The sequence below is a fragment of the Citrobacter sp. BDA59-3 genome, assembly GCF_015167655.1.
GTDB lineage: Bacteria > Pseudomonadota > Gammaproteobacteria > Enterobacterales > Enterobacteriaceae > Phytobacter > Phytobacter diazotrophicus.
Map to the genome: position 1 here is coordinate 4,858,984 of NZ_CP063427.1, position 17,421 is coordinate 4,876,404.

The window sequence follows — 17,421 nt, forward strand, 5'->3', positions numbered from 1 at the left end:
CTCCCCCTGAAATCGCCTGTTTTCAGACTATTTTTGTTTAAATTAGTTTCGCGTCGCCAGTCGGATGCTGCAGACGGGGTGAAAGTTCAGTAAAATCCGTCATCCTGGCGATAACCGTGCAGAACATTGATACGAGGTACACCATGAACGATTTAACAATGGAAGCGCGGCTGGCAGAACTGGAAAGCAAACTGGCCTTCCAGGAGATGACCATTGAAGAGCTCAACCAGACGGTCATTGCCCATGAACTGGAAATGACGAAGCTGCGCGAACATATGCGCTTAATGGCAGAAAAACTCAAAGCCAGCCAGCCCTCACACATCGCTTCACAGTCCGAAGAGACGCCTCCGCCCCATTATTGAGACGTAAAAAAAGCGGGAATCTCCCGCTTTTTTTGTGCCCGAACATTTACCTGGTCACCGCGACACATAAAGCTACTGGACTCCCCGGAGCATAGATCACTCTGTGACCGGGGTTCGCAAGCGTAGCCCATGCCGCTGTGGCTGGAAAGACGACGGGTATTAGTGGCAGCCGCAACCGCCATTACCGCCGCAACCACCTTTGCCATGCTCATGACCGTGGTCATGATCGTGGCCGTGGCCGCCGCAGCAACCGTCGTGACCATGGTCGTGATCGTGATCATGACCGTGAGCACCGTGAACGTGACCATGAGCCAGTTCTTCTTCGGTTGCTTCGCGAATAGCAACAACTTCAACGTTGAATTTCAGGTTCTGGCCAGCCAGCATGTGGTTACCGTCAACCACCACGTGGTCGTCTTCCACTTCGGTAATTTCTACCGGTACCGGGCCCTGATCTGTTTCAGCCAGGAAACGCATGCCAACCTGCAGCTCGTCAACGCCCATGAAGACGTCTTTAGGAACGCGCTGAACCAGATTTTCGTCGTATTGACCGTAAGCGTCGTTCGCGCCTACAGCAACATCAAATTTGTCGCCGACGTCGTGACCTTCCAGCGCTGTTTCCAGGCCAGAGATCAGGGAACCATGACCATGCAGGTAGTCCAGCGGCGCACTCACCGGAGACTCATCAACCAATACACCGTCTTCTGTACGTACCTGATAGGCCAGGCTGACCACCAGGTCTTTTGCTACTTTCATGATATCTCCTGAGCGTGGGAAAATTGCTGGCGCAGATTGTAACGGAAATCCGCCCCTGTGTACCCTTTAGCTTAAAAAAACTCTGGGTATATCGCTAGTCCGGATGAAAGATCCCAATAACTTGCTCATCTTTGCGGACATGTTCACGGGCTTCTTTATCCGCCTCACGCATCTGGTGACCGCACTTAACGCATTCAACTATATCGACATTATTCTCGCGCCACATTGCCATCGAATCCTGCGCCTGGCAGGACGGGCATACGGCCCCGGCAATAAAACGTTTACGTACTGCCATGGGTTCCCCCTTATTCAAACTCGTCCCAGCCATCCAGTTGGCGACGCTCTTGCTGCATTTCACGCTGAAAAATCTCTTCCAGCTCTCGTCTCGCTTCCCGCACACGGGAAATTTGCATTGTATCGGTATGCACTGGCATCAGCTCCCGCAGCATACGCATATCGAGACGCTTAAAGTGCAACTGAGCACGGTGGGCCTGATGCGGGTGCATCCCCACCGAGATAAGCGTCTTACGGCCTAATTCAAGCGCACTGGAAAACGTCTCACGGGAAAATTGTGTCACGCCCACCTGCAAGAGCTCATGTGCTTCCACACGGCCCCGCGCACGCGCCATGATCTTAAGCTGCGGGAAATGTTGCTGACACAGTTCCACCAGCTTCATCGTATCTTCCGGATCGTTACAGGTGATGACGATGGACTGGGCCTCTTCCGCCCCCGCAGAACGCAACAATTCAAGCTGCGTGGCGTCACCGTAATACACTTTATAGCCATATTTACGCATCAGGTTAACGGCGCTGATATCCCGCTCCAGTACCGTTATGCGCATTTTATTGGCCATCAGCAGACGACCAATCACCTGACCGAAACGCCCGAATCCCACCACAATCACCTGCGGTTTATCGTCGTCCACCCACGGCATTTCGTCTTCATCTTCTGGCTGGTTAAAGCGTCGGGACAGCAATTTATCGATGAGCTTCATCAGCGCTGGCGTGGTCATCATGGATAAGGTGACCGTCACCAGCAGCAGCGCCATTTGATCATTGTGGAACAGGCGTTGCGAGGATGCCGAGGAAAAAAGCACAAAAGCAAATTCTCCCCCCTGGCTCAGCACCCCGGCAAACTGCATTCGCTCGGAACTGCGTAGACCATAGATACGCGCCAGGGAATAGAGCACTCCCGTCTTCACCGCCACCAGCACGGCAACACTCGCCAGTACCCAAAGCAGATGGGTATAGAGCACGCCAAGGTTGAGCGCCATGCCGACGGAAATAAAGAACAACCCTAACAGCAGTCCTTTAAACGGATCGATGGCTATTTCCAGCTCATGACGGTATTCACTTTCCGCCAGCAGCACACCCGCAATGAAGGTGCCCAGCGCCATCGACAGCCCCAGCGCATCCATAAACAGCGCCGATCCGAGGACCAGTAACAATGTAGCGGCTGTAAAAACTTCCCGCACGCCGGATGCGGCAATAAAGCGAAACACCGGGCGCAACAGATAGCGCCCGCCAACCAGTACACCCGCAAACACCAGCACCTTGATGCCTATTTTTACCCAGTCAGGATGGTCATCACCGTTACCCGCCAACAGCGGTACCAGCGCCAGAGCCGGGATCACCGCTAAGTCCTGAAACAGGAGCACCGAAAAGCCAAGCTGGCCGGATTCGCTACGGTTCATCCCTTTTTCACGCATCAACTGGAGCGCCATCGCGGTAGAGGACATCGCCAGACCAATCCCGCCAATCACCGCCGCCTGCCAGGAGAATTGTGTCAGCATCAGTAATCCGGCCAGCACGGCCGCGCTCATCAGCACCTGCGCAGCGCCTACGCCAAAGATAGAGCGACGCAGCGCCCAAAGTTTTGACGGATTTAACTCCAGTCCAATGATGAACATCAGGAAGACGACACCAAGTTCCGAAAAGTGCAGGATCTCATCGACATCGCTGATGAAACCGAGCCCCCAGGGGCCAATGGCAATCCCCGCCAGCAAGTAACCGAGCACCGCGCCAATTCCTAACCTGGCAGCAAGCGGAACCGCCACCACCGCAGCGAAAAGAAACAGGACGCCAGCCAGCAATAAATCCGAACCCTCCATTACAGGCCTCCCGTCATGATTGGCGAGGCCAGCCAGTCGCCGTAGGCTTTCGCATGGTTTGCCAGCGCCTCTGGCGGCTGCCTGCGCGCCCAGTAAATAATGATGGGATTCATCCAGTGCATGCGGCACATGGCCGCCGTTAACTCAAAAGGGCGCAGAATATCGCTTATGGGATAACGGTTGAGCCCGTCATGGCGATAGGCCGCCTCCGGCTCACCGGTGGTGATGACACTACGCCAGTACTTTCCCGCGAGCTGACTCCCTCCCGGGCCGCTGGCGAATTCGCGCGTAAGCACGCGATCAAACCACTCTTTTAGCAACGCCGGGCAACTGTAGGTATAAAGCGGATGTTGGAAAACAATAACCTCATGCTCGCGCAGCAGCGCCTGCTCCCGGGGAATATCAATAAAAAAGTCTGGATAGTGTGCATAGAGGTCATGCACGGTGACATTGTGCAGTTGCTTTGCCGGCTTGAGCAAAACTCGATTTGCCACCGAGTCCTGTGATTCCGGATGGGCATACAGCAGCAGTACTTTCGCTGTCTGGGACATCATCCCCCTCCCGGGCGTAAAACCTGTCTTTTTTATTACCGCATTCAGCGGCCAGAATGATTTTGTCTAAATTCTTTGTTTTGGGCTACCATTGCGGGCCTGGTGAGGCGAAACCGCTCACTACTTACATTATCATAATGACAAATTAACATAGTCTGAACATACGGCGCCTTATGATTGTTTTCTCCTCGTTACAAATTCGTCGCGGCGTGCGTGTCCTGCTGGATAACGCCACAGCTACCATCAACCCGGGTCAGAAAGTCGGCCTGGTGGGCAAAAACGGCTGCGGCAAATCTACGTTGCTGGCGCTTTTGAAAAACGAGCTCAGCGCTGATGGCGGTAGTTTTACCTTTCCCAATAACTGGCAACTGGCGTGGGTGAATCAGGAAACCCCTGCCCTGCCGATGCCCGCACTCGACTATGTGATTGATGGCGATCGCGAATACCGTCGGCTCGAAGCAGAGCTGAACGCCGCCAACGAACGCAATGACGGACACGCCATCGCCACCGTCCACGGCAAGCTCGACGCTATCGATGCCTGGACTATCCGTTCGCGCGCCTCCAGTTTGCTACACGGTCTGGGTTTTTCTAACGAGCAGCTCGAACGTCCGGTCAGCGATTTCTCAGGCGGCTGGCGTATGCGTCTTAACCTCGCGCAGGCGCTGATTTGCCGCTCCGACCTGCTGCTGCTCGATGAACCGACCAACCACCTCGATCTCGATGCGGTAATCTGGCTGGAAAAGTGGCTAAAGAGCTATCAGGGCACTCTGATTCTTATCTCCCACGATCGTGACTTTCTCGATCCGGTGGTCGATAAAATTATTCATATCGAACAGCAAACCATGTTCGAATACACCGGCAACTACAGCTCCTTCGAGCGTCAGCGCGCAACCCGTCTGGCGCAGCAGCAGGCAATGTACGAAAGCCAGCAGGAGCGCGTGGCGCATCTGCAAAGTTTCATCGATCGCTTCAAGGCCAAAGCCAGCAAAGCGAAGCAGGCGCAAAGCCGCATCAAAATGCTTGAGCGTATGGAGCTTATCGCCCCGGCTCACGTGGATAACCCGTTCCACTTTAGCTTCCGTGCGCCAGAAAGCCTGCCCAATCCGCTGCTGAAAATGGAAAAAATCAGCGCTGGCTATGGCGACCGCGTCATCCTCGACTCTATTAAGCTCAACCTGGTGCCAGGATCGCGTATCGGGTTGCTGGGTCGCAACGGTGCGGGTAAATCGACGCTTATTAAACTGCTGGCCGGTGAACTAACGCCGTTTAGCGGCGACATCGGTCTGGCGAAGGGCATCAAGCTTGGCTATTTCGCCCAGCATCAACTGGAGTTCTTGCGTGCCGACGAGTCGCCGTTACAGCATCTGGCGCGTATGGCACCGCAGGAGCTGGAGCAAAAGCTGCGTGATTATCTCGGCGGTTTTGGTTTCCAGGGCGACAAAGTCAGCGAAGAGACTCGCCGCTTCTCCGGAGGCGAGAAAGCACGCCTGGTACTGGCGCTGATCGTCTGGCAGCGCCCGAACCTGTTGCTGCTCGATGAACCCACCAACCACCTTGATCTCGACATGCGTCAGGCGCTGACCGAAGCGTTAATCGAATTTGAAGGCGCGTTGGTGGTGGTGTCGCATGACCGTCATCTGCTGCGCTCAACCACGGACGATTTATACCTGGTACACGACGGGAAAGTCGAACCGTTCGATGGCGATCTGGAAGATTATCAGCAGTGGCTGAGCGACATTCAGAAACAGGAAAGCCAGCCGACCGACGCACCGAAAGACAATGCCAACAGTGCGCAGGCCCGCAAAGACCAGAAACGCCGTGAAGCCGAATTGCGAACCCAAACGCAACCACTGCGCAAAGAGATCACCCGCCTCGAAAAAGAGATGGAAAAACTCAATGCCCAGCTAGCGCAGGCGGAAGAGAAGCTCGGAGACAGCGGCCTGTATGACCAAAGCCGTAAAGCAGAACTTACCGAGTGTCTGCAGCAACAGGCGAAGGCAAAAGCGGGTCTTGAAGAGTGCGAAATGGCGTGGCTGGAGGCGCACGAGCAGCTCGAGGCCATGCTGCAAACTGATTAATCACGCAGGCAGGCTGAGATGAACCCCGACATCACCAGTGATCTCACCTTTCGCAAGCTGGCCATTTTTATGGCCTTCATGGAGAAAGGCAATATCGCCCGAGCCGCCGAGGCGCTGAACCTTAGCGGTGTGAGCGTGCATCGCGCGCTGCATACGCTGGAGGAGAACGTACGCTGCCCGCTGTTTGTCCACAAAGGGCGTAACTTATTGCCCCTTCCGGCGGCCTGGACATTACTGGAGTATTGCCAGGAGGCCACGCAAATCATGGAGCGCGGTCTGGCAGAAGCTCGCAAGATGGCGGGTATCGGCCAGAATCGTTTGCGCGTCGGCACCCTCTATTCACTCACGCTGGAAACCGTCCCCCAGTTGATCATGGGGATGAAGCTGCGCCGCCCGGAACTTGAGATGGATTTGACGATGGGGTCGAACGAGACCCTGTTGCATAAACTGGAGGAAGGATCGCTGGACGCGATACTGATCTCCATTTCTGAATCGGAACTGGATTCAGCCAACCTCGAAATGCTGCCGCTCTTCCACGATGAAATCTTTCTGGCTGCACCGGCGGCCGCGAAACTGAATACCTCCGCTCCAGCCGATTTACGCGACTATCGCCAGCAAAAATTCGTCGCTCTTGCCGAAGGGTTTGCCACCTACGCCGGGTTTCAGGAAGCCTTCCATATCGCCGGGTTTGAGCCAGAGATTGTGACGCGGGTGAATGATATCTTTTCTATGCTGAGCCTGGTGCAGGCGGGCGTGGGCTTCACGTTGATGCCGGGGCGGATGAAGAAGGTGTATGAGAATTCCGTGCAGCTACTCAAACTCGCACAGCCCTACCAGATGCAGCAGCAGATAGCCATTGTCTTTGCCCGCAACCGCGAGCATGACCCGAACTTACTGGCGCTGGCGGCGGAAGGCCGTATGTACGCCAGAAACCGGCAGGACAACGTCTGAACCGAACACGGCTTATTCCTGCGATCTGAGTCGTTTTGCGAGGTGTTCCGCGACCGACACGCCGCTGCGATCTAATGAAATCGTCTCTCCCGTCCATGCGGCCTGACGGGTTAAGCAGGTCAATATGCCGCCGGGCGGCATCTCAATCGCCAGCCGGGCTTCACGTTCGTTTGCCGCAATCATCGCCTCCTGCCAGCGCACGGTGCGCGCCATGTTCATCGCCAGATCGTCGGCAATTTTATCAGCCTGCCACAATACGCGCCCGGTGCTACCGCTAAGGTAAGCACAGCTCGGGCGAGCAAGTGTCACCTTGCGAAACGCCTCCGCCAGTTTTTGGGCCGGCTCAGCCAGCAGCGCACAGTGTGACGGTACGCTGACATCAAGACGTCGGACTTTATTTGCGCCTTTGGCGAGCGCTTTTTGCCCCACACTCGCCATTGCTGCGTCGCTACCGGCAATCACAATCTGGGTCTCGGCATTCAGATTGGCAATATACGCCCCGCTCCCTTCCACCAGTGCTTCCACCTGCGGTAGCGTCAGGCCCATGATCGCCGTCAGACCATAACCGTGGGGCCAGGCCTGCTCCATTAGATCACCGCGTAATGCCACAAGCCGCAGAGCGTCTGCGTAGTCCAGTGCTCCGGCGATGACCGCGGCCGGATAGGCGCCAATCGAAAGGCCGCTGACAATATCGGGCGAAACGTCCCGGCGCATAAGTTCACGCGCCCAGGCAACCCCGGCTATCAACAAACAAAGCTGAACGGCGCGCGTATGCTGTAAGGCTTCTGCAGTATCCAGCGTATCGATTTCTGCGCCCAGCACCTCACGTGCCTGCGCCAGTTCCGTTCCCGGAAGCGCGCGCAACATCCCCGGATGCTGCGTTCCCTGCCCGGGAAAGGTGAACAGAATTTTCATTTAATTTCCCTCAAACCAGGGATCGCTGACCAACTGCGGCCCGCGATTCGTTTTCAGAAGCACCCAGCCATCACGCAGCCACTCCGTCAGCGCAAAGCCGCCCTGCGGAACATTGACCTGCGTATCAACACGGCATAAGGCGCCTGAAATCTGCTGCTGCCAGCGAAGTAACGCCTCGCGTGCCAGCGGTTGCGGCGCACGGATCATCAGGTCAAGGTCGCTGGCCGCATGCAAAACCGGGATCCCGGTTGCCAGGCTATAACCGCTACTGCCCGTAATTCCCCAGACCCACGGCCAGCGCTGTTGAGCCAACTGGAACGCGACCTGCACGGGCGGTTGAGTGATAAACGGCGAACGGACCAGCGTCTGCGTATCAACGAGTTCTTCCGGAGAGACAACGCGGACAACGTGCTCCGGGGCAACCCAGGCCGCTGCGCGTTGCTCACGTTTAAGGCCGCGTATCCCGACAGGTACGCGTCCATTAGGATTCACATCACGCCGCACCACCACCGGCAAACCGGGGTGCCATATCTCTTCAACCCAGGCTTCGGTAACGCCTTCCAGGGCGCTACGCTCAGCCAGCCAGACAAGATCGTGCGGTCGTAATGTTTTCATGGTTTAGATTCCTGAGGTCAGCGAGATAAACAGCGGCAACGACAGAATACACAGTACTGAGCTTAACAACAGCACGGCTTCTGCATCCGGCGATTGCACGCCAAATCGGTTACCGAATACCACGCCGAAGAAACCCGCAGAAAGTGCAATCATCAGGATTGCGGTGATCGCCACCGAACCGTGCAGGCCAAAAATCAGCACGATGCCCCAGGCGATAAAAGGCTGAATCAGCAGCTTGGCAATGGTCGAGGTGATGACCATCGTGTTGATCTGCAGTTTACGGGCAGAGAGGATCACCCCGGTCAGGAATAACGCCGCTGCGGTTGCAGACAGGCCCAGCGGTTTAATCGCCGCCAGCAGGAGTTCCGGCATTTTGATACCAATCGCAGAGAGGATCACACCCAACAGCGGCCCCATCACGATCGGTTTTTTCAGCGAGCGCCACATCAAAACCGGCAGCATTGCCAGCGTGGAACCGGAGTTACCTCCCTGCGCACGGGCTTTTTCACGTTCCAGAATCAGCAGGCAGAACGGGGTCATCAATACTGAGCCACAGGCAATCGACACCGCGACGGAAAGCGACGTAGAAGAACCTTCGCCCAGCACGCTACCCAGAATAGGCAGCCCCAGCGCCGCATAGTTTGGCAGCGCGACAGTCAGGGTCAGCACGGCGGCATCCTGCGGCGATTTTTTAAAGACACGGGTCGCCAGGAAGTAGATAACCGCGTAAGTAACCCACATCGCCAGCGTCAGGACCAGAATCAGTGGAGACTGGGCAACGATACCGGTCCACGGAGTTTGTACCGTGGCACTGAAAAGGGCTGCGGGGAGTGCAAAATCCATGACGAAAATATTGAGCAGGGAAACATTCTTGTTATCCACCATTTTGGCCTTGCCCGCCCAGAAGCCCAGCAACATGATGATAAAAATCGGCGCGAGGGCATGAACAATTACATAAGTCATAAATCACCTGTAATAAATAAAGAAACGTTTAGCACTGGTGCGATGATTATTATTTTCAGGATGCACGCTCCCGCGTGGGCACAGTGGCTGCGCCCACGGAGTTAATGCATCTGGCAGGTCTCTTTTTTACTTACCAGCTCGCTTTCATGCGTTCGCGCACAAGCGCAGAGCAGCGGCGATTGTCAGCGCCCAGACGGTTTTTCAGGGTGGCATCCTGACGAGCGGCGTTGATAGCCTCTTGCAGCGTGGTTTTGACCAGCGTCAGATCGGACGACGATGGCGCATCCGGATTGCTGATATCCAGCAGATTTTCCAGCAGCCCAAGGGTGGCGTAGTTACTGATGTCATACGCCATCGGTGGGATGGTCGCCGCCAGTTTTTCCAGCGCCTCTACGGTACGCAAGGTGATACGCGCGGCGGACTCTTTACCCATCGCGTGAATCAACACGCCTTTGTCGTTGAAGGCTATCAGCCGGTTAGCCTGATAACCGTGCGCCAGAAACGCGCCGGACATCGCTTTACCAACAATGAGACCAATCACCGGATGGCCTGCCAGGCGCGCATTGGCATAAGCCGCAGCGGCACCGGCCAGCGCCTGGTGAATACCAAAACCTTCTTCACGGCGACCGTACGCCTGGCTTGGCACATCAATTACCGCCACAACCGGGCGTTTTACGGCTTTATCCGCATCAGCGGCGACCGTTTCGCTGATAACTTTCGCCAGCGTCCAGCCTTCCAGCAGGCCCACCTCGCCTTTGGCGGCGCGCGGGAAATGGTTATTCGCATCCGGCACAACGGCAACAAAGCGCACCGTTTCACCGTTCAGTTCACCATCAGCTACCTGTACGGACGGGCATAAGCCTGCCAGGCGCTGGGCGTTTGGGGCGAGAGTTTCCAGCCAGAGTTCGCCACGGCTTATTGCAGTACTCATCATTTCACCTCCCGGGCAAAAAGGGCTTTAATCTGTTCGGCATCAGCCTGTTTGCGGGTGTCGAAATTGGTCAGACGGGCAAGGTAGTCGTCGTAGTTATCGGTGCGGTGTTTTGCCGGCACGCCTTTGGCAATCGCCTCGTTCATGGCTTGTTTCACCGCGTTTATGCCATCGCCCACCAGCGCATCCACCAGCCCGCTTTGATAGCGCACTTCCCCACCGGTCATGCTCCAGATAAACGGACGGTCGCGGGAGTCGTACTCTTCAATACCCGCTTCCTGTTCAATGACCTGCGGACCGTTCAGCCCCAGGCGGGCTTCGCGGGTAACAATCAGATAACTGCACAACGCTGCGGCAATGGACATCCCACCGAAGCAGCCCACGGTCCCGGCCACAATACCGATCACCGGGGTATAGCGGCGCAGGTCAACAATCGCGGCATGAATATCAGCAATCGCCGCCAGGCCAAGGTTGGCCTCCTGCAGACGAACACCACCGGTTTCCAGACTCAGCACCGCCTGAGTCGGGATACCGTTGCGGTTATCTTCTGCCGCCAGTTCCAGCGCCGCTGCCATTTTGGCACCGGAGACTTCGCCCATGCTGCCGCCCTGGAAGGCGCCCTCAATGGCGACGACCACGGCAGGTTTGCCGTTGATGGTGCCTTTCGCCACCACCATACCGTCATCGGCCTGCGGCACGATGCCCTGCGCGCCCAGCCACGGGGAGACAATCCCTTCAAACGGGTCGAGCAGTTCACGGTAGCTGCCTTCATCCAGCAATGCATGCGCACGCTGGCGTGCTTTTAGTTCGATAAAACTGCGATCATCACGCATAGCTCACCTCTTCAAAGACCTGTTCAATACGAATGCGCGCAACGCCAGGCGTGGCGCCGAAATCATGAATGATCAGTTTGCCCGCAGGCAGGCTGCTGACGGTTTGCAGACGGTTGAACAAGGCTTCCCAGCGGCCACGGCTGTTGTCGACGGAAGTCGTGATATCTATAGTGAGTGTCTGGCTCTGGTCGGCGGTGAATAACACCTCCATATCCCCTGAACCAACAACTCCTGCCAGCGCTTTGCCGTTTAAGGTACGGCTGGCGGGCACGGTTAATGTGATTTTTTCCATAACATCCTCTTAATGCTTGAAATAGGGCGTCCCGATACGGTCAAGAAACAGAGTGGCAGCCAGTAAGTCTGCGGCACCGCCCGGTGAGGCGTTCAGCGCCAGCATTTGACGATCCAGGAGGTGGAGCGCCTGCTGTCCTTCCGGGGTCGCACTACCCCCCGCGGTTAAGACGGCGCGCGCACCGTGCTGCATGACCTCAAGCCCTTCCATCCCGGCACGGGAGAGCACGCAGGTATCGGTAAGCGAGGTCATGATGGCCATCAGGGCATCAATCCGGGCGTGAGATTCACTGCCACCGTTCATCCGGCTCAAACGCAATTGCGGTAAGGCGAGCTGCAAAATATGCGGGAAGGCCTGTTGTGCCTCTTCTCTGGCACCGGGTACGCGATAGCGATGTGTAGCGCGAAGCCCTTTACTGAAAATTTTGGGCGCGGCATCATCCGGCAGTTTCGCCAGTGTGGCGGCGGTCGCTGCAATAACAGGCGCGCTCGCATCGCCACCAAGCATCGCCACCGCGCTTACCAGCAGCCCCAGCGCCCAAATCGCACCACGGTGGGTATTCACGCCATCTGTCGCCGCCATCATCTGCTGTTCGCCAACACGTCCGAGTCGTCCAATGGTTTGTCGTAACGCAATGTCCGCCGGACGCTGCCAGCTTTGTTGCGCCAGCGCCTGAAACGTGGGGGTCAGGCTATGGGCAGAGCGTTCCATCAGCGCAAGCGTTAAGTCGTGGTGCGCGCCGTTTCCCCGACTGTCCACCAGACCGGGTTTCGGGCTTAATCGTGCTTCGTCAATCAGACACTGCGTGGCGGTTCGCGCCAGCCATTCGGCACCGCCTTCAACCTGAATCTGTGGCAGAAGTTTCATTACCAGCTCCGGAATTTCGCAGGCGGGTTATAAAGACCACCGGACCATTCCACCAGGTCTGCCACGCTGCTTGCCGCCAGTAACGAACGGGTGGCCTCGGTGCGGCGAATCCCCATATCTTCCGGGTAAACCACTTTGCCACTGCGGCGCAATTCGGCGACACGTCTGGCGTCTACGCCCAGGCCAATATCGGTGATACCGGCCACGGCGGCGACCATCGCACGGCGCTCTTCAAGGCTTTCAGCACGATAGAGGTAAGCAATGCCTTCTTCGGTCAGCACATGGGTGACGTCATCGCCATAAATCATGACCGGCGCCAGCGACATACCGGACGTTTTGGCCACCTCTACAGCATCAAGCGTTTCCACAAAGGTGGGTTTTGCACCAGCCTGGAAGGTCTCAACCATCTGCACCACCAGCTTTTTACCGCGCTGCATGGGGTCAGGTTCGGTGATCATATTCAGCCAGGCAGGCGTCGCATGACGACGACCATGCGGGTCATGGCCCATATTTGGCGCACCGCCGAAACCAGCCAGACGCCCACGGGTCACCGTCGACGAGTTTGCCAGGCCATCCACCTGCAGGGTCGAGCCGATAAACATATCCACTGCGTACTGACCCGCCAGTTGACAGAAGGCGCGGTTGGAGCGCATAGAACCGTCTGCGCCGGTAAAGAACACGTCCGGGCGGGCGCGGATGTACTCTTCCATCCCCAGTTCGCCGCCGAAGCAGTGCACGCTCTCCACCCAACCGCTTTCAATGGCCGGGATCAGCGTCGGATGCGGGTTCAGCGTCCAGTGCTTACAGATTTTGCCTTTCAGACCAAGCTGTTCGCCGTAAGTCGGCAGCAACAGTTCAATCGCCGCGGTATTAAAGCCGATACCGTGATTCAGCGACTGCACCTGATGCTCGGCGTAGATGCCTTTGATGGCCATCATCGCCATCAGAATGTGTTCCTGTTTGATAAGGCGCGGGTCGCGGGTAAACAGCGGTTCGATAAAGAAAGGCTTATCAGCCACGACCACGTAGTCAATCCACGAGCCAGGGATGTCCACACGCGGCAAATCGCATTCGTCATCCACCAGTTCATTGACCTGGGCGATAACAATACCGTCGCGGAAGGCGGCCGCTTCCACCAGTGCCGGGGTGTCTTCGGTACTCGGCCCGGTGTAGAGATTGCCTTTACGGTCCGCTTTGTAACCGGCAATCAGTGCCACGTTTGGCGAGAGGTCAACATACAGGCGGGAATACAGCTCGATGTAGGTATGAATAGCGCCGATTTCCAGCAGGCCATCTTCCAGCAACTGTGAGATACGCAGGCTTTGGGTACCCGAGAAAGAAAAGTCCAGCTTGTGGGCGATGCCTTTTTCGAAAATGTCGAGATGCTCACTGCGTCCGACGCTTGGCATGATCATATGCAGGTCATGGACTTTTTGCGGGTTGACCGACGCCAGCGCGCGGGAGAGAAAATCGGCCTGTTTTTGGTTATTCCCTTCCAGTACCACTTTGTCGCCCGGCGCGATCAATTTTTCCAGCATAGCGACCAGATCGTCGGTCGGCAGTACCTTGCCCTGTACGGGTACGGATGCCAGGCGACGCTGTTTTTCCGTGCGCCGCGTATTCCACACCCGTTCTGGCGTTTGTCCAGATAACATTATTAACCTCCTGATTCAGCGAATCATTTTGATTTGCTTAACACTGAGTAAAGTGTGCGCGCTGGTGAGAAAGGCATCAATTAAGGATAAAAGACGATTGTTAGCCTGAGAGTAATAATCAAAGTGATGATTTGTGACGAGGATCATTTTAAGAAGGGAAAATCTGTAGCACGTAGGGGGCACAATGCGCCCCCGGAATGGAGTAGAACGGTTAGCGCTGGGCGGTCAGGCGCTGGCGAATCTGTTCAAAATGGTCAACGTTATACAGTTTGCCGTCCAGGAAACGCGTTTTCATTTCACCGGTTTTTTCCTGCTCCCAGGTTTGTTCATCATGCAGTTGCAGCTCACCTTGCGTGTCTCTTTCTACCCGTAACAGCCCGCGCGCTGAACGTTTCAGGCCGCTGTCAGTTTTCGGCTCTTTGAAGATCATCCGCCCTTCGCCGTTGACCGCGCCCCATGTCGCTTTCATCGCAAAACCAAACGTATCGCGTGTGTTGTACTGATAGGTAAATGATCCCACCCCAAAGACAACATTTGAGCTGGCAAAACCTTTGGCTTCCAGGCGACGCAGGATTTCATCTGCCCGCGCAAGGGTAATGGAGTCGCCATAAATCAGGCCAACATGCGGGTCGAGTACCTTGTAGCCCTTCTCATTCACGGTGCCGCCGAAGATCTCCCATAACACTTCCACAGAACCTTTCTCCTCCGGGGTGCGCGTGTTGCGGGTATCATCATCCGCCCCGGTGCCACACAGGATCTCAACCGGGTCACCGCTGTCCGGGCGGAACACGACGCTCCCTTCACGATTAAGGATTATCTGTTTCAGTTCACGGGTGTATTCCGTCATCACCCGCCAGTAATCCCAGGTATCCGAGACGATTGAGACAAAGCCCTGCGGATAGAGATCGACTATCAAGCGGCGGAAGGTTTCAATTTCTTGTTCCTTCTCGCCCATGCACATCACGCTATGCTCGGTGGCCGGAATGCTCGCGCCGATAAAATAGTCCTCACCAGCGGTGTAGTGGTCACGGGCGTAGAGCAGTGACGGAATGCTGTCGGTACCTTTAAAACTCAGCAGGTGCCCGGCACCGGCCTGCATTGTGTCCTGGAGACCCGCCATGCCACGGAAAGAAAAGTCGTGGCACTGGAAATCAAGATGTGACATGTCGCTGCAGGTTTTTACCGCCCACTGTTCACAGACTTTACGGTAGTGGTGCGCAATGGTGGCGTTGGTGGAGGCTTTCCATAATTCAGCGGAGAGCACCGTCTCAAGATAATTCACCAGCCAGAAGAATTCGTCACGGGTATTGGTGATGGTCAGCACCGGCACTTTCATCGGCACTTTGCTGCCCTCATCAAGAGATTTAACGTGCAGAGGCAGATAACCCAAATTATGCAGTGCGCGAATGTGGTCAACCGGCACGGCGTCTTTGCCCAGGTAGCTGTCCATCACCGCTTTGTATTCATTCACCACGTCTTCTTGTGGGCGGGCAAAAAAGGCATCGTTGAACAAATCGACCATAAACCACTGCAAAAATCCCTGCAGGCCAAAGAACACCAGCTTGCCGTCCGCCACGGGAGATGAGAAAAAGCGATCGCTGCGCGGCGTAAAGTTGGAGTACACCTGCGTGGTCCCTTGCGGGTACTGCGCGCGGTGGGAAACTTTGTAACCGTCGATAGCCAGGATGGGGTTCATTTTCATGGTGTTATCTCCCTTAAGCGCAAAAAATAGTGTCGATGTCGATAAGCTCAACGCGAGGGTCGCGAAGCTCAGAAGAGGCAAAAGAAGTAGTGGTATAAATGGCGTCAATACTATTGTTCAGCAGGTTCTCGACCCCTTTAGAAAACACGCCGTGGGTTACATATAAACTCACGCTGCGCGCGCCGGCATCGCGTAGTACCTGAGCAGAGCCGATAAAGGTACCGCCCGCATCGCAAAGGTCATCCACAATTAGCACGTCTTTGCCTGCCACATTGCCGGAAACGAGGGAAAAACCGGTCAGGTTACCCGTTGCAACATCACGCTCTTTCGTGAGGATGGCATAGTCCCGTGCCCCGCTGGCTTTGGCTACGTTATGAATTTTCTTCAATGCCCCGGCATCGGGTGCTACAAGCATCAATTTGCCTGTGCTTATCGCCTGACGCAGGTTTTCGCTTTTCATCAGGCAGGTTTCCTGCGCAACCACCACGCTATTGTTAATGGCCGCCGCTGCCGCATCACTGTGGGGATCCAGCAGAAAAACTTTGTTGAAGTTCAATGTGTTCAACTGGTTAGCGAATACTTTGAGCGCAAAACTGTCGCCATTAACCATGTGTCGGTCCTGGCGCGCCCAGGGCAGCCATGCCAGTTCAAGATGGCTTACGGCGATGTCGGTAACGTGACGCACGGCATCAACCAGTTGGGCTAACAGCATAAAATCGTTCATATCGCGCATGGCGGCAACGCGAACCCGCATGACCTGAGCAAAATGTGGCAGTTCACCGATTACTTTCAGCCATACCGCGCCATCGGGAAAGACACCCCGTTCGATTTCAACGGGTTGATTATCAAGTGTTAACGCGATTCTGCTGGTCATGATTCACCTCACCATTAATTAATGTCCCTAAGACACTTATAATATTGTCCATGGGACACTTATTGGCAAGGGATTTTTTCCCTGTCGCGCAAATAAAAAGTTAACAAATTGATATTTAAAGAGATAAAAGTTAGCTTGCCGCCATGGGGTGGGCTGATAAACTTGTGGCGTGTTTAATAAGCCGAGTAAGCAATGATCAGCGAAGCAGAGTATCTGGATTCTTATGATGCCAGCCGGTTCCCTTCTCCCCTGGTGACGGTAGACAGCGTGCTGTTCACGCTGCATGAGCAGGCGCTTCACGTTTTGCTGGTGAAACGAGCGAGTCACCCTCAACAAGGGCGTTGGGGTCTGCCTGGCGGATTTATCGATATGGAAAAAGATGAATCCACGCGAGCCACGGCATTACGTAAGCTGACAGAAAAAACGGGCGTCTCCCCTTCCTGGCTGGAGCAACTGGATACGTTTTCCGGGGCAAAACGCGATCCACGCGGCTGGAGTCTGACCATCGCCTGGTATGCGTTAATCTCCTGGGTAGCCTGCGCGCCGCATATCGCGAGCGTCAGCGATGCCAAATGGATGCCCGTAACCGGGCTGGATGATATCGACCTGGCCTTCGATCACCGGGAGATAATTCAGACGGCGCTACAACGGTTACGACAGAAAACAATGTACTCTTTACTGCCAGTGTATTGTCTGCCTGATACCTTTACCCAGACACAATTGCAGGAGGCGACGGAGATTATCCTCGGCCAGCCTATCCAGCGAAAAAGCCTGATTCGCCGATTTGAGGCCTCAGGCATGTTTGAAGAGACAGGCGAGAGCGTAGCGACAGGTGCGCGAAAAGCACGCTTGTGGCGACGTAAGCCGGGTGTCGATATTCATCTCTTTTCCCGAAATTTACTGACGGACTAGTATGGCCTGCACGATGTCCCGCGAAATGAAAAAACGGCGCAACATCGAGCAGCTAT

Annotated in this window: 18 protein-coding genes; 4 read left to right on the plus strand and 14 right to left on the minus strand. The window is 55.6% G+C overall.

All coding sequences use genetic code 11. The annotated features are described in order from the left end of the window. Nucleotides 1–143: 143 nt before the first annotated feature. Nucleotides 144–362 carry a protein SlyX gene (locus IP582_RS22955; RefSeq protein ID WP_041851432.1) on the plus strand — a complete coding sequence of 73 codons (219 nt, stop codon included), beginning with the start codon at nucleotides 144–146 and terminating at the stop codon, nucleotides 360–362. Nucleotides 363–521: 159 nt separating this feature from the next. Here IP582_RS22955 and slyD read toward each other — a convergent pair whose 3' ends face one another. The 4 genes from slyD to kefG form a co-directional block, all read right to left on the minus strand. Continuing rightward, complete coding sequence (gene slyD / locus IP582_RS22960; protein WP_041851431.1) at nucleotides 522–1,115, minus strand: peptidylprolyl isomerase; 594 nt, start codon at nucleotides 1,113–1,115, stop codon at nucleotides 522–524. Nucleotides 1,116–1,209: 94 nt separating this feature from the next. Continuing rightward, complete coding sequence (locus tag IP582_RS22965) at nucleotides 1,210–1,410, minus strand: YheV family putative zinc ribbon protein (protein WP_041851430.1); 201 nt, start codon at nucleotides 1,408–1,410, stop codon at nucleotides 1,210–1,212. Nucleotides 1,411–1,420: 10 nt separating this feature from the next. After that, complete coding sequence (kefB, locus tag IP582_RS22970) at nucleotides 1,421–3,226, minus strand: glutathione-regulated potassium-efflux system protein KefB (protein ID WP_041851429.1); 1,806 nt, start codon at nucleotides 3,224–3,226, stop codon at nucleotides 1,421–1,423. Beyond that, nucleotides 3,226–3,780, minus strand: a complete 555-nt coding sequence (kefG, locus tag IP582_RS22975; RefSeq protein ID WP_072039772.1) for a glutathione-regulated potassium-efflux system ancillary protein KefG — start codon at nucleotides 3,778–3,780, stop codon at nucleotides 3,226–3,228. Before kefG ends, kefB begins: the two co-directional genes overlap by 1 nt. A 170-nt stretch (nucleotides 3,781–3,950) precedes the next feature. Here kefG and IP582_RS22980 point away from each other — a divergent pair, with 170 nt between their 5' ends. Both IP582_RS22980 and IP582_RS22985 read left to right on the plus strand, forming a co-directional pair. Next, nucleotides 3,951–5,855, plus strand: coding sequence for an ABC transporter ATP-binding protein (locus IP582_RS22980; protein WP_041851427.1), 1,905 nt, complete (start codon nucleotides 3,951–3,953; stop codon nucleotides 5,853–5,855). An 18-nt stretch (nucleotides 5,856–5,873) separates the two neighbouring features. Then, complete coding sequence (locus IP582_RS22985; protein ID WP_193794514.1) at nucleotides 5,874–6,806, plus strand: LysR family transcriptional regulator; 933 nt, start codon at nucleotides 5,874–5,876, stop codon at nucleotides 6,804–6,806. 12 nt (nucleotides 6,807–6,818) lie between these two features. On the opposite strand, the gene mdcH is transcribed toward IP582_RS22985, so the two are convergent. From mdcH to prs, 10 genes are all read right to left on the minus strand, one after another. Next, nucleotides 6,819–7,721, minus strand: a complete 903-nt coding sequence (gene mdcH / locus IP582_RS22990; protein ID WP_041851425.1) for a malonate decarboxylase subunit epsilon — start codon at nucleotides 7,719–7,721, stop codon at nucleotides 6,819–6,821. Then, a complete protein-coding gene (locus IP582_RS22995; protein ID WP_193794515.1) occupies nucleotides 7,722–8,336 on the minus strand; it encodes a malonate decarboxylase holo-ACP synthase in 615 nt (204 codons plus the stop codon). Nucleotides 8,337–8,339: 3 nt separating this feature from the next. Continuing rightward, a complete protein-coding gene (locus IP582_RS23000; RefSeq protein ID WP_041851423.1) occupies nucleotides 8,340–9,299 on the minus strand; it encodes an AEC family transporter in 960 nt (319 codons plus the stop codon). A 130-nt stretch (nucleotides 9,300–9,429) separates the two neighbouring features. Then, complete coding sequence (mdcE, locus tag IP582_RS23005; RefSeq protein ID WP_193796334.1) at nucleotides 9,430–10,230, minus strand: biotin-independent malonate decarboxylase subunit gamma; 801 nt, start codon at nucleotides 10,228–10,230, stop codon at nucleotides 9,430–9,432. After that, nucleotides 10,230–11,063, minus strand: coding sequence for a biotin-independent malonate decarboxylase subunit beta (locus IP582_RS23010; RefSeq protein ID WP_193794516.1), 834 nt, complete (start codon nucleotides 11,061–11,063; stop codon nucleotides 10,230–10,232). The genes mdcE and IP582_RS23010 overlap by 1 nt, the downstream gene beginning before the upstream one ends. Then, nucleotides 11,056–11,355 (minus strand): malonate decarboxylase acyl carrier protein, encoded by a 300-nt coding sequence (gene mdcC, locus IP582_RS23015; protein WP_041851420.1) that lies wholly within the window; start codon nucleotides 11,353–11,355, stop codon nucleotides 11,056–11,058. The genes IP582_RS23010 and mdcC overlap by 8 nt, the downstream gene beginning before the upstream one ends. A gap of 9 nt (nucleotides 11,356–11,364) precedes the next feature. Beyond that, nucleotides 11,365–12,222 carry a triphosphoribosyl-dephospho-CoA synthase gene (locus IP582_RS23020; protein ID WP_193794517.1) on the minus strand — a complete coding sequence of 286 codons (858 nt, stop codon included), beginning with the start codon at nucleotides 12,220–12,222 and terminating at the stop codon, nucleotides 11,365–11,367. After that, complete coding sequence (gene mdcA, locus IP582_RS23025) at nucleotides 12,222–13,877, minus strand: malonate decarboxylase subunit alpha (RefSeq protein ID WP_193794518.1); 1,656 nt, start codon at nucleotides 13,875–13,877, stop codon at nucleotides 12,222–12,224. The genes IP582_RS23020 and mdcA overlap by 1 nt, the downstream gene beginning before the upstream one ends. Before the next feature lie 211 nt (nucleotides 13,878–14,088). Further along, nucleotides 14,089–15,579 (minus strand): nicotinate phosphoribosyltransferase, encoded by a 1,491-nt coding sequence (locus tag IP582_RS23030; RefSeq protein WP_193794519.1) that lies wholly within the window; start codon nucleotides 15,577–15,579, stop codon nucleotides 14,089–14,091. Nucleotides 15,580–15,592: 13 nt separating this feature from the next. Then, on the minus strand, nucleotides 15,593–16,453 hold the full coding sequence (gene prs, locus IP582_RS23035) for a ribose-phosphate diphosphokinase (RefSeq protein ID WP_193794520.1): 861 nt from the start codon (nucleotides 16,451–16,453) through the stop codon (nucleotides 15,593–15,595). Nucleotides 16,454–16,645: 192 nt separating this feature from the next. On the opposite strand from prs, the gene IP582_RS23040 reads away from it, so the two are divergent. Further along, a complete protein-coding gene (locus tag IP582_RS23040; protein ID WP_193794521.1) occupies nucleotides 16,646–17,365 on the plus strand; it encodes an NUDIX domain-containing protein in 720 nt (239 codons plus the stop codon). Nucleotides 17,366–17,421: the final 56 nt, after the last annotated feature.